Origin of the sequence: Vibrio nomapromontoriensis (assembly GCF_050337205.1) — a bacterium.
Taxonomy (GTDB): domain Bacteria; phylum Pseudomonadota; class Gammaproteobacteria; order Enterobacterales; family Vibrionaceae; genus Vibrio; species Vibrio nomapromontoriensis.
The window spans coordinates 413,710-426,361 of sequence record NZ_JAKJSS010000006.1 but is presented as its reverse complement, the minus strand read 5'-3'; the positions used below and the strand labels follow the sequence as shown (position 1 = coordinate 426,361).

11 protein-coding genes are annotated in these 12,652 nt (G+C 45.7%); 2 read left to right on the top strand and 9 right to left on the bottom strand.

What is annotated here, in order from left to right:
• Window positions 1-55: 55 nt before the first annotated feature.
• Window positions 56-934: a zinc ABC transporter substrate-binding protein gene (locus tag L4D05_RS02000; protein ID WP_428792869.1), complete on the bottom strand. Its 879-nt coding sequence runs from the start codon at window positions 932-934 to the stop codon at window positions 56-58.
• Between the two features lie 82 nt (window positions 935-1,016).
• Between L4D05_RS02000 and znuC the strand changes: the two genes are divergently transcribed.
• Window positions 1,017-1,805: a zinc ABC transporter ATP-binding protein ZnuC gene (znuC, locus tag L4D05_RS01995; protein WP_428750539.1), complete on the top strand. Its 789-nt coding sequence runs from the start codon at window positions 1,017-1,019 to the stop codon at window positions 1,803-1,805.
• Window positions 1,798-2,583 carry a zinc ABC transporter permease subunit ZnuB gene (znuB, locus tag L4D05_RS01990; protein WP_428750538.1) on the top strand — a complete coding sequence of 262 codons (786 nt, stop codon included), beginning with the start codon at window positions 1,798-1,800 and terminating at the stop codon, window positions 2,581-2,583. Before znuC ends, znuB begins: the two co-directional genes overlap by 8 nt.
• Window positions 2,584-2,742: 159 nt before the next feature.
• Here the strand turns inward: znuB and sucD are convergent, their stop codons facing one another.
• The 8 genes from sucD to sdhC form a co-directional block, all read right to left on the bottom strand.
• Window positions 2,743-3,615, bottom strand: a complete 873-nt coding sequence (sucD, locus tag L4D05_RS01985) for a succinate--CoA ligase subunit alpha (RefSeq protein WP_428750536.1) — start codon at window positions 3,613-3,615, stop codon at window positions 2,743-2,745.
• Window positions 3,615-4,781 carry an ADP-forming succinate--CoA ligase subunit beta gene (gene sucC, locus L4D05_RS01980; RefSeq protein ID WP_428792868.1) on the bottom strand — a complete coding sequence of 389 codons (1,167 nt, stop codon included), beginning with the start codon at window positions 4,779-4,781 and terminating at the stop codon, window positions 3,615-3,617. The genes sucD and sucC overlap by 1 nt, the downstream gene beginning before the upstream one ends.
• Before the next feature lie 204 nt (window positions 4,782-4,985).
• Window positions 4,986-6,191: a 2-oxoglutarate dehydrogenase complex dihydrolipoyllysine-residue succinyltransferase gene (odhB, locus tag L4D05_RS01975; protein ID WP_428792867.1), complete on the bottom strand. Its 1,206-nt coding sequence runs from the start codon at window positions 6,189-6,191 to the stop codon at window positions 4,986-4,988.
• Window positions 6,192-6,212: 21 nt separating this feature from the next.
• Window positions 6,213-9,032: a 2-oxoglutarate dehydrogenase E1 component gene (gene sucA / locus L4D05_RS01970; protein WP_428792866.1), complete on the bottom strand. Its 2,820-nt coding sequence runs from the start codon at window positions 9,030-9,032 to the stop codon at window positions 6,213-6,215.
• Window positions 9,033-9,159: 127 nt separating this feature from the next.
• Entirely contained in the window at window positions 9,160-9,870 is a 711-nt protein-coding gene (locus L4D05_RS01965) for a succinate dehydrogenase iron-sulfur subunit (protein WP_265677403.1), read from the bottom strand.
• Window positions 9,871-9,885: 15 nt separating this feature from the next.
• Window positions 9,886-11,652, bottom strand: a complete 1,767-nt coding sequence (sdhA, locus tag L4D05_RS01960; RefSeq protein ID WP_428750533.1) for a succinate dehydrogenase flavoprotein subunit — start codon at window positions 11,650-11,652, stop codon at window positions 9,886-9,888.
• A complete protein-coding gene (gene sdhD / locus L4D05_RS01955; RefSeq protein ID WP_428750532.1) occupies window positions 11,653-12,000 on the bottom strand; it encodes a succinate dehydrogenase, hydrophobic membrane anchor protein in 348 nt (115 codons plus the stop codon).
• Window positions 11,994-12,386, bottom strand: a complete 393-nt coding sequence (gene sdhC, locus L4D05_RS01950; RefSeq protein WP_428750531.1) for a succinate dehydrogenase cytochrome b556 subunit — start codon at window positions 12,384-12,386, stop codon at window positions 11,994-11,996. The genes sdhD and sdhC overlap by 7 nt, the downstream gene beginning before the upstream one ends.
• Window positions 12,387-12,652: the final 266 nt, after the last annotated feature.

Genomic DNA, 12,652 nt, shown 5'->3' with positions numbered 1-12,652 from the left:
TAGGTGATCACACCCCACTCCCCCCTATTCACATCATTACTTATACGCTATGAGCCTACTGAGATAAGCAATCAGAGAAACTATCTGACAGCGTATGAAGGAATGTAAAGTAGCTACCATCCTCGACAACAATATCCGTGCCGAGAGGGTCAAGTCGGCCGATGTTTGTACCCGTGCCACGAGTGACTGATTCAATCACAGCTGGCGTGTATTGCGGCTCAGCAAACACACACTTTATCTGTTTTTTCTTAAGCGTTGTTTTGATGTTAATCAGTGTCTTCGCCCCTGGTTTTCGCTCAGGGCTAACCGTAAAGTGACCTAGATTGTTAAGAGAGAAATAGGATTCAAAATACCCATAGGCATCATGAAAAACATAGTAGCCTTCTGTTTGAATCGGCGCGAGATCTTGTTTTATATCGCTTTCAGCCTTACTAAGGTTTGCCTCAAATTTAGCCAATTTATTCTCATATTCAGTACTATTTTCTGGGTCCAACTCTATCAACTTGGCGCTAATCGCTTGAGCAACTTTTAGCGCTTGTTTAGGGCCTAACCAAACATGAGGATCATAGCTGCCATGATGGTGTCCCTCATGACCATGATCGTCATCGCCAAACTCACGCAGTGACAGCCCTTCAATATCCACAACGGTCACTACGTTCGATTTTCCGTCGAGCGATTTGTCTAAGAAACTCTCTAAGTCGGGACCAAACCAAACGACGACATCACTACTGTGCAATCGCTTAACATCTGAAGGTCGCATCGCATAATCATGAGGAGAAGCATTGGCGTTTAATAACGAAGACGTAGTTTGCCCGTCTAAAATGAGCTCGTGGGCGATCATTTCAAACGGCTTGATGCTATTTAGCACCTCAATTGCCTGGGACTTCATTGGAACAAGTATTGCTAAAGCAGCAAAGGAAAGATAACGCAACATAGTGGCCTCAAGTGGTAGACTGGCTTAAGAGAGTTTTAAATGTTACATTATAACACTTAGCATTTGCAAATGAGTTCTATTCATGTCCGAATTAATTCGACTCGATGGGGTATCTGTCGAGTTCGGTAAACGTCGTGTGCTCGATAACATCACGCTGACGATAAATAAAGGCCAAATCCTCACCCTAATTGGCCCTAATGGTGCAGGTAAGTCTACCTTAGTGAAGGTATTACTTGGACTACAGAAGCGCTACCTTGGCCGCATTGAAAGCGCTAAGAAGCTAAGAATCGGCTATGTGCCTCAAAAATTACATCTCAATGAAACCTTGCCACTTAATGTCGGACGATTCTTAGCGCTGGCTGGAAAATACAGCGCTCAAGAGCAACTAGACGCCCTCAAGTTGGTTGGTGCCGAACACCTCATCAAAAATAATATGCATCAGTTATCGGGTGGCGAAAACCAACGAGTGTTACTTGCCAGAGCCCTACTCCAACGTCCTGATTTGTTAGTTTTGGATGAACCAGCCCAAGGGGTTGATGTACAGGGGCAAATTGATTTATATGATTTAATTGATAATATTCGCCATCGATTCGGTTGTGCGGTTTTCATGGTCTCTCATGATCTCCACCTTGTAATGGCTAAAACCGATGATGTCATTTGTCTTCATCACCATATTTGTTGCCAAGGTAGCCCACAAACCATCACTCAACATCCTTCTTATATCGCTCTTTTTGGTACGGCCACGAAGGAAACTTTGGCATTTTATCAACATCAACATACCCACCACCATCACGATTTGTCCGGTGAAGCGGTGACGGGCGATGCATCGCAGTGCGCACATCATAAACATGGACACACTCACCATGATTGAATTTTTACTTCCTTCTATTTTCGCCGGGCTTGGTATCGCTTTAATCGCGGGTCCACTTGGTTCTTTTGTGGTTTGGCGAAAGATGGCCTACTTCGGTGATACACTCGCTCACGCTTCTCTAATGGGGCTAGCGCTTGGTTTCTTGTTTGACATTAACCTGTATTTAGCACTGATCATTTGTTGTATGGCGCTAGCCGTCATATTGGTTACGCTGCAAAAGCAGCAGCTTGTCGCTACCGATACTTTATTAGGTATTTTAGCGCACAGTGCGCTGTCTCTCGGGCTCGTTGCCGTAAGTTTTCTAGACAATATTCGCGTCGATCTTATGAGTTACCTGTTTGGTGATTTACTCGCCGTTTCTCCGACTGATCTTGCCTATATTTATGCGGGCGTATTAGTCATTGGCGCGTTGTTATTTATTTTCTGGCGCTCTTTGCTCTCTACAACAGTCAGTGAAGATCTTGCTGCAGTCGAAGGCATCAATGTAGATTTGATGCGTCTATTGATTATGATCATGGTTGGACTTGTCATTGCTATCGGTATGAAATTTGTTGGAGCACTGATCATGACGTCACTACTGATTATACCCGCTGCCACCGCTCGTAAATTCACTCGAACTCCCGAAACAATGGCGTTTACCGCGTCAGCCATCGGTATGGTCGCAGTACTTTGTGGCTTGAGCCTTTCTTGGTTCTACGACACACCTGCTGGCCCGTCGGTGGTGATCAGCGCCGCCGCTTTTTTCTTATTAGCTCAACTAATGCCTTCACGTGATTAATAACTCTCCATCAACGCGATGACGCATCATGGTCACATAGCTAAATAAACCAGCGGTAATAAAAAGGGCCCCTACCGGGGCCCTTTTGCAAACCTATTCAAACGTACCATTGATTCAAACGTACATTTAAGGGCTTGTCGTCTTAATCCGACTTGGTTATTACCAACCGGTCACTTCACGAAGTGCTGAGCCAATGTCAGCCAAGCTTTTCACTGTCTTAACGCCAGCTTCTTCAAGCGCAGCAAATTTATCTTCTGCTGTCCCTTTACCACCAGAAATAATCGCACCAGCATGACCCATACGCTTACCTGGAGGCGCAGTAACACCTGCAATGTATGACACAACAGGTTTTGTCACGTTTGCCTTGATAAAGGCTGCCGCTTCTTCTTCCGCTGTACCACCGATTTCACCGATCATAACGATCGCTTCGGTTTCTGGGTCTTCTTGGAACAACTTCAAGATATCGATGAAGTTTGAACCCGGAATTGGGTCTCCGCCAATACCTACACACGTAGACTGACCAAAGCCTTCATCTGTTGTTTGCTTAACCGCTTCATAAGTTAGAGTGCCTGAGCGAGACACGATGCCAACTTTGCCTTTCTTATGAATATGACCTGGCATAATGCCAATCTTGCACTCATCCGGTGTGATGACACCAGGACAGTTAGGGCCGATCATCACAACACCCGCTTCATCTAAACGAACTTTTACGTCTAAAAGATCAAGCGTTGGAATACCTTCCGTGATAGTGACGATAAGCTTGATGCCCGCATCAATCGCTTCTAGGATCGCATCTTTACAAAATGGTGCTGGTACATAGATAACTGATGCGGTTGCACCTGTCGTTTCTACCGCTTCACGAACCGTGTTAAATACCGGTAGACCAAGGTGAGTTTGACCACCTTTACCTGGCGATACACCGCCAACCATTTGTGTTCCGTAATCAATCGCTTGTTCTGAGTGGAACGTACCTTGACCACCAGTAAAACCCTGACAAATAACTTTGGTATCTTTATTAATTAGTACAGACATTATTTGCCCTCCGCTGCAGCAACAACTTTTTCCGCAGCTTCAGTTAGAGAAGTCGCAGCTATGATATTTAGACCACTTTCCGCTAATTTTTGCGAACCTAGAGGTGCGTTGTTACCTTCAAGACGAACGACAACAGGGACCTTAACGCCCACTTCTTCCACTGCGCCAATGATGCCGTCAGCAATCAGGTCACAGCGAACAATACCACCAAAGATATTAACAAGAACCGCTTTTACATTTGTGTCTGACAGGATGATCTTGAACGCTTCTGTTACACGCTCTTTTGTCGCACCGCCCCCTACATCAAGGAAGTTTGCAGGTTGACCGCCGTGTAGGTTTACGATATCCATCGTACCCATTGCTAGGCCAGCACCGTTTACCATGCAACCAATGCTACCATCGAGCGCGACATAGTTAAGTTCCCACTGCGCTGCATGTGCTTCACGCTCATCTTCTTGAGATGGATCGTGCATCTCGCGAAGCTTAGGCTGACGGTACATCGCGTTTGAATCAATGTTGATCTTGCCATCAAGACAAAGAAGGTTACCTTCCGCCGTGATCACAAGTGGGTTAATTTCTAGCAGAGCTAAATCGTACTGAGCAAACATGTTGCCAAGACCTAAGAAAATCTTAACGAACTGTTTAATTTGGTCGCCGACGAGACCTAGCTTAAAGGCAAGCTCACGGCCTTGATAGGCTTGAGGACCAACAAGCGGGTCAATCGCTGCTTGGTGGATTAATTCAGGTGTTTCTTCAGCAATCTTTTCAATGTCTACACCACCTTCGGTTGATGCCATGAACACGATACGACGCGTTGCACGGTCAACCACTGCACCTAAATACAATTCATTGGCAATGTTTGATGCTTCTTCAACCAAAATTTTGGTGACAGGCTGACCATTTGCATCAGTTTGGAAAGTAACCAGGTTTTTTCCTAGCCATTTCTGAGCAAACTCTTTAACGCCTTCTTTAGTATCATGCAGTTCAACACCGCCCGCTTTACCGCGACCACCAGCGTGAACCTGACACTTAACTACTTTTTTCTCTGTACTAATACGACCGGCTGCTTCAAACGCTTCTTGGGCGGTATCACATGCAAAGCCTTCTGGTACAGGCAAACCGAATTCTGCAAACAGCTGTTTGGCTTGGTATTCATGCAAATTCATTTCGTTATTCCATTTGTTTATCCCTAAAGGGATTTATTATTTCCATAAAGCCGATAAGTGGGCCATACGTCTGTAGGAGGTACTTCTACGAATCACCCGTTAAAGGGCTAAATAAGAGCTAGACGCTGAGCCTGCCTAGCTCCTTTCACTTAGGGTGAGTACACACCCCAATAAACAACACGTTGTTATATATTGTTCAATACGTTATACATCGAGCAATAAACGTGCTGGGTCTTCTAATAGTTCTTTAATTGTTACCAAGAAACCAACCGATTCACGACCATCAATAAGACGGTGATCGTAAGACAGCGCTAGGTACATCATTGGTAAAATTTCCACTTTCCCATCAACCGCCATTGGTCTGTCTTGGATTTTATGCATCCCAAGAATAGCCGCTTGCGGTGGGTTGATGATTGGCGTTGACATCAATGAACCGAAAACACCGCCGTTAGTAATAGTAAAGTTACCACCTGTCAGCTCTTCGACCGTTAACTTGCCATCGCGGCCTTTGATTGCGAGCTCTTTGATGCCTTTTTCAATATCAGCAAAACCCAAGGTGTCACAATCTTTAAGGACTGGCGTCACCAAACCACGAGGGGTTGATACCGCCATGCTAATGTCGAAGTAATTGTGATAAACAATTTCTTCACCATCAATGGATGCATTCACTTCAGGGAAACGCTTCAACGCTTCTGTCACTGCTTTCACATAAAAAGACATAAAGCCTAGGCGCGTACCATGACGCTCCTCAAACTGGTCTTTATATTGCTTACGCAAGTCCATAATTGGCTTCATGTTAACTTCATTGAATGTCGTTAACATTGCTGTGCTGTTTTTGGCTTCAAGCAGACGCTCTGCAACACGCTTGCGAAGACGAGTCATTGGCACGCGTTTTTGGCTGCGCGCCGAAATAGGAGCAACCGCAGCTGGCTCTTCCGCTTTTGGTGCGTTCTTCGCAGCAGCAAGGTGTGCCTCAATGTCTTCACGAGTGATTCTGCCGCCAACGCCAGAACCCTTCACATCTTCTGCTTTCAAGCTGTGTTCACCCAGTAAACGGCGAACCGCTGGGCTTAACGCGTCGTTTGACTCTTCTGTCAATGCCGCTTTGTGGCGCTTGTCAGGAGAAGCTTGAGTTGAATCCGTCGTATCTGTTGTCGGCTCGCCCGCAACCGCACCCGGCTTCAGACGTGCAATCAGCTCTTTAGATAAAACGGTCGCCCCTTCTTCTTGAATAATTTCTTCCAGTACACCTGCTTCTGGCGCAGGGACTTCAAGGACTACTTTATCCGTTTCAATGTCTACAATGACTTCATCTCGAGCCACTGCTTCGCCTGGTTTCTTATGCCAAGTCGCGACGGTTGCGTCAGCGACAGATTCAGGTAAGTCTGGAACCAGAATTTCAATTGTCATATCTGTTTCTTCCTTTTACTTCTAGTTCTTAATCAAGGTCAACGCGTCTTCAATCAACGCTTTCTGTTGTTTCAAGTGTACTGACATATAACCAACTGCAGGTGAAGCAGAAGCTGGACGCCCTGCATATTTCAAATCAACACCTACAGGGATTGCTGCACGGAAATTGTGTTGGCTTGAATACCAAGCGCCTTGGTTTTGCGGCTCTTCTTGACACCACACCACGTCTTGTACATTGGTATACTTCGAAATTTTCGCTCGAACATCATCCAATGGGAATGGATAAAGCTGTTCAATACGCACAATCGCAACATCTTCTTGCTCATTGTTACGACGCTGCTCTAGAAGATCAAAGTACACTTTACCAGAGCAGAAAATTACACGTTTTACGTTCTCTGGATTAAGGTCATCAACCTCACCAATCGCTGGCTCAAATGTACCTGAAGCTAAGTCATCAAGACTCGATGTACACAGAGGGTGACGAAGCAGTGATTTTGGTGACATCACAATCAACGGGCGACGCATTGGTCGTACAACCTGACGGCGTATCATGTGATAAACCTGTGCCGGCGTTGACGGGATAATGACTTGCATGTTTTGCTCAGCGCAAAGTTGCAAGTAACGCTCTAGCCTTGCGGATGAGTGCTCCGGCCCTTGACCTTCATAGCCATGAGGTAGCAACATGGTCAAACCACATAAACGCCCCCACTTTTGCTCACCAGACGAAATGAATTGGTCAATCACCACTTGAGCACCGTTAGCAAAATCACCAAACTGTGCTTCCCAAATGGTTAAACCACTAGGCTCTGCGGTTGCGTAACCGTATTCAAACGCCAATACCGCTTCTTCCGATAACACCGAGTCAAACACTTGGAATGGGCCCTGCTTATCGTGAATATTCGCTAACGGTATGTAAGTACTTGCGTCATCTTGGTTATGAAGAACTGAATGTCTATGGAAGAAAGTACCTCGTCCAGCATCCTGGCCTGAGATACGAATACGCTTACCATCATCAAGGATCGTCGCGTAAGCCAGTGTTTCAGCCATACCCCAATCAACCATCTTCTCGCCATGCATCATGGCGGCGCGATCGTTGTAAAGTTTATTGACTCGACTCTGTAGTTTATGACTTTCTGGGAACTGCCCTAAGCGTTCGCCTAGTTCAACAACGCGCTCTTTTTTAACTGCGCTGTCCCACTCCATATCCCACTCGTGTCCGAGATAAGGAGACCAGTCAACAGAATGGAGTGCCATTGGACGCCACTCTTTCACCACCACTTCACCGCGATCTAACGCATCACGGTATTCGTTCACCATTTGAGTCGCGGTTTCGATATCGCTCTCATTACGCTCAATCAACACATCAGCGTATAGTTTACGTGGGGTTGGGTGCTTTTTGATTTTCTGATACATCAACGGTTGAGTTGCATTCGGCTCATCCGCTTCGTTGTGACCATGGCGACGATAACAAACGAGATCGATAATCACGTCTTTATGGAACGTATTTCTAAAATCAAGTGCGATACGAGTAACGAAAGCGACCGCTTCTGGATCATCAGAGTTCACGTGGAAGATTGGAGCCTGAACCATCTTGGCGATGTCAGTACAGTACATGGTAGAACGCATGTCATGTGGGTTTGACGTAGTAAAACCGACTTGGTTATTCACCACGATTCGAACCGTACCACCAACTCGGAAACCACGAGCTTGCGACATGTTGAATGTTTCTGCTACTACACCTTGCCCTGCAATAGCAGAGTCACCGTGAATGGTAATAGGAAGCACCATACTGCCGTCTTTATCACCAAGGCGATCTTGACGCGCTCGCACAGAGCCAATAACCACCGGATTAACGATCTCTAGGTGAGAAGGGTTGAATGCTAATGCTAAATGCACATCCCCACCAGGTGTCGCAAAATCGGCTGAGAAACCTTGGTGATATTTAACGTCACCAGTACCCCAAGTATCGTCGTGCTTCTTACCCGCAAATTCATCAAACAAGTCTTGTGGCTTTTTACCTAAGACGTTGACCAGCATATTGAGTCGACCACGGTGCGCCATCCCAATAACCACTTCGCGTAGACCGGATGCACCCGCATGACGAATGAGCTCTTTCGTCATTGGTACTAAGGCATCACCACCTTCTAAAGAAAAACGTTTTGCACCTGGAAATTTCGCGCCTAAATAGCGTTCAAGACCTTCTGCTGCAGTCAATTCTTCTAAAAAAGTATTTTTTTGGTCTTCATCAAAGGAGGGTTGACCGACCACAGACTCAAGTCGCTGCTGAATCCAACGCTTTTGCTCTGTGTTCGTCATGTGCATGTATTCAGCGCCAACAGAACCACAATAGGTTTTTTGAAGGGCTTTATGCAGGTCTCTCAACGTCATGCTCTCTTGGCCAATGGCAAAAGAACCTACGTTAAAGGTTTCGTCTAAATCATCATCCGTTAAAGAGTGGAATGCAGGTTCAAGTTCTGCAACGGGGGGACGTTTCCACAACCCTAAGGGGTCAAGATCTGCTGCTTGATGACCGCGAAAGCGGTATGCGTTGATAAGCTGTAGTACTTTTACTTGCTTAGCATCGACTTCTGGATCACTTACTTGGGCACTTGAATGCTTTGTTTCTTTAGCGAGTCGTCGGAAGTAATCACGGACACGTGAATGCGGTTGTTCAACCACATCGTCAGGCTGCATAGGCAACCCATCAAAAACACGTCTCCACTCCTCACTTACCTGTTCGGGATCACTTAGATACAGTTCGTAGAGGTCCTCTACGTAGGTTGCATTGGCGCCAGCCAAGTGTGAAGACTCGAGCCATGCCTTCATCACGCCGTTGTGCATATTTTCCCTTACCAGTAGTTTTCATAGTTGCTGCGGTCTAAGCCGAGCTATCGAAAGTCGATTCTCATAGAGAGAGTCCTCTACTCGAATCGACAATTTTTATAGACTAAAACAACGCCGGACTTACTTAAATCGAACGGTTCACTAACATCGATTTAATGTGTCCGATCGCTTTTGTTGGATTTAATCCCTTAGGACATACACTGACACAGTTCATGATGCCGTGACAACGAAATACGCTAAATGCGTCATCCAATTCAGATAATCGTTCCTCTGTCGCCGTATCACGGCTATCAATTAGCCAACGATAAGCCGCCAATAGGCCAGCCGGTCCAATAAACTTATCTGGGTTCCACCAGAAAGAAGGACACGACGTCGTACAACATGCACACATGATACACTCATAAAGCCCATCAAGATGTGCGCGTTCTTCAGGAGATTGTAAGTTCTCTCTTGAAGGAGGCAAATTGCCATCAGAAACAAGAAACGGCTTAACTTTCGAGTAGTTATCATAAAACTGAGTCATGTCGACAATCAAGTCTCGTACCACAGGTAATCCAGGTAAAGGACGAATAACTATCTTGTCACCCTGCAAAGCGGATAACGGTGTGATACACGCGAGACCATTTTTTCCGTTCATGTTTAAGCCATCAGAGCCACATACCCCCTCACGGCAAGAACGTCTAAATGAAATACTTGGATCTTGCTCTTTTAGCAGAATCAAAGCATCTAGCAGCATCATATCCGAGCCTTCATCCACCTCTAGGGTGTAATCTTTCATGTAAGGCTTCTGATCAACATCTGGATTGTAACGATACAAAGAGAAATTCAGTTGCATAATTTTGTCCTCCTCTTAGTACGTACGTGCTTTTGGTGGAAAAGCTTCACGATGTACTGGTTCCATGTTTACACCACGCTTCGACATCGCTTCTGTCTCCGGATTGTAGATGGAGTGGCATAGCCATTGCTCATCATCTCGCTCTGGGAAGTCGAATCGAGCATGAGCACCACGACTCTCTGTGCGGTAATTCGCCGCCACAGCCGTTGCAAATGCCGTTTCCATTAGGTTTTCAAGCTCTAAACACTCAATACGCTGCGTGTTGAATTCTGTCGACTTATCAGACAGGTAAGCGTTATTCAAACGTTCACGAATCACTTTTAGCTCTTCAAGCCCTTTAGCCATCGCATCACCTTCACGGAATACCGAGAAGTTGTTTTGCATACATTGTTGCAAGTCTTTGCGAATTTGAGCTGGGTCTTCACCACCAGTACTGTTTTCCCAACGGTTATAACGTTCTAGCGAGCGTTCAATGTCCGCTTCTGTCGCTGGCTTCGCATCCGCTTGTTTTTTCAACGTTTCGCCAAGGTGTAGGCCAGTTGCTCGACCAAATACCACCAAATCAAGTAACGAGTTACCCCCTAAGCGGTTCGCACCATGTACTGATACCGATGCAATTTCGCCACAAGCAAAGAGACCTTGAATCTCCACATCCGAGCCGTTGGCATCTTGCTTAATTGCCTGACCAGAAACTTGAGTTGGCACACCACCCATCATGTAGTGACAAGTTGGAATGACTGGGATTGGTTCCTTAACTGGATCAACGTGAGCAAACGTACGAGACAACTCACAAACACCTGGTAGACGCGACTCAAGCGTATCTTTACCTAAGTGATCAAGTTTCAGCTTGATATGTGGTCCCCAAGGACCATCACAGCCGCGGCCTTCACGAATCTCAATCATCATTGAACGTGCAACCACATCACGACCCGCTAAGTCCTTCGCGTTTGGTGCATAGCGTTCCATGAATCGTTCGCCATCTTTGTTTAGAAGGTAGCCGCCTTCACCACGACACCCTTCCGTCACAAGTACCCCTGCGCCCGCAATACCGGTTGGGTGGAATTGCCACATTTCGATATCTTGCATTGGGACACCAGCTCGAATTGCCATGCCAACACCATCACCGGTATTAATATGCGCATTCGTTGTCGATGCATAAATACGACCCGCGCCACCCGTTGCTAAAATCGTTGCCTTGGATTTGAAATAGCACACTTCGCCCGTTTCCATGCAAAGTGCAGTACAACCCATAATGGCGCCGTCTTCATTTTTCACAAGATCAAGGGCATACCATTCAGAGAAAATAGTAGTCTTGTGTTTGATATTTTGCTGGTAAAGCGTATGAAGCAATGCGTGACCTGTACGGTCAGCGGCCGCTGCGGTACGTGCCGCTTGCTCACCACCAAAGTTTTTGGATTGGCCACCAAACGGACGTTGGTAAATAGAGCCGTTATCAAAGCGAGAAAATGGCAATCCCATTTTTTCAAGTTCGATGACTGATTCAGGTCCATTTTTACACATGTATTCAATAGCATCTTGGTCACCGATATAGTCGGAACCTTTTACCGTATCGTACATATGCTGTTCCCAGTGATCCTCATGCGCATTACCTAACGCAACGGTAATACCACCTTGAGCAGACACCGTATGTGAACGAGTTGGGAAAACTTTTGATAAAAGAGCACAGCTTAAGCCTTGCTCTGAAATTTGTAGAGCAGCGCGCATACCCGCACCACCAGCGCCGATTACAACAGCGTCAAACTCTCTAACTGGAATAGTCACTTACGCACCCCACAGAATAAAGAAACCAGAGAAAAAATAACCGAGAAGCACTGCAACAATTGCCAGCTGCAGTCCACCACGTAACTTGGTGCATTTGATATAGTCTGTAAGAACTTGCCATAAACCGATCCACGCGTGAATCAGTACTGATGTCAGGGCAAGCATAGTGAAGACTTTAGTAAAGGTCCCACCAAAAAATTGCGTCCATGACACATAAGAGATATCGCCAGAAAAGGCACAAAAGCTTACGATATAAATCGTATAAAGCGTCATAATGATCGCCGTTGCACGAATCAATAAGAAATCGTGAACACCATTACGACCAACTGAAGAAACACTACCTACCATACTAATACTCCCGCCAACAGAGACAGGATACCTGTCAAGATGAAGGAAACCTTGGCACTTTTTGCGCCCGTATCGAGCTCTTCAAAATAACCAAGATCCATAAGCAAATGACGAATACCACCAACAATGTGGTAAGCCAATGCCGTCAATATTCCCCAAAGAATAAACGTCACGAAGAAACCGTCGACGATGTCTGCAGCTTCAGCGAATCCGATAGGGGAGGAAAGTGACATGGATAGTAACCATAGGAGGATCCCAATCGACACAAAGGTAATCACACCCGACACACGGTGCAGGATGGACGCAATTGCGGTGATTGGCATTTTTATTGTCTGTAAATCTAAATTAACAGGTCTGGGCTTTCTTTCTTTCATGGGCTTGCTCACTCAGCTCCATTGAGCATTTATTGTTATAGATAAATTTTGGCTTGGAAGCCTCAAAAATTAACACAAACTTAACAATTATTCCGTGTTACAACCGAGATAATTGTAATGATAATGTTAAACATCCAGAGTTAGCACCGACCTCACTTCGGTTTGTACCCTCGATTTTATAAGGACTCAGCCAAAATTTTCACCGCAACTATACGGCTCGCAACATTCTAATACAATTGCTGTAACAAAATATGCTACACAGCACAGATTTTTAACCA

Excerpts from the sequence above, each read along its gene's own strand:
- znuB (WP_428750538.1), top strand. The coding sequence starts at position 1,798 with ATGATTGAATTTTTACTTCCTTCTATTTTCGCCGGGCTTGGTATCGCT.
- sucA (WP_428792866.1), bottom strand. The coding sequence starts at position 9,032 with ATGCACAACGGCGTGATGAAGGCATGGCTCGAGTCTTCACACTTGGCT.
- sucC (WP_428792868.1), bottom strand. The coding sequence starts at position 4,781 with ATGAATTTGCATGAATACCAAGCCAAACAGCTGTTTGCAGAATTCGGT.
- L4D05_RS02000 (WP_428792869.1), bottom strand. The coding sequence starts at position 934 with ATGTTGCGTTATCTTTCCTTTGCTGCTTTAGCAATACTTGTTCCAATG.
- sdhD (WP_428750532.1), bottom strand. The coding sequence starts at position 12,000 with ATGGTAGGTAGTGTTTCTTCAGTTGGTCGTAATGGTGTTCACGATTTC.
- L4D05_RS01965 (WP_265677403.1), bottom strand. The coding sequence starts at position 9,870 with ATGCAACTGAATTTCTCTTTGTATCGTTACAATCCAGATGTTGATCAG.
- znuC (WP_428750539.1), top strand. The coding sequence starts at position 1,017 with ATGTCCGAATTAATTCGACTCGATGGGGTATCTGTCGAGTTCGGTAAA.
- sucD (WP_428750536.1), bottom strand. The coding sequence starts at position 3,615 with ATGTCTGTACTAATTAATAAAGATACCAAAGTTATTTGTCAGGGTTTT.
- odhB (WP_428792867.1), bottom strand. The coding sequence starts at position 6,191 with ATGACAATTGAAATTCTGGTTCCAGACTTACCTGAATCTGTCGCTGAC.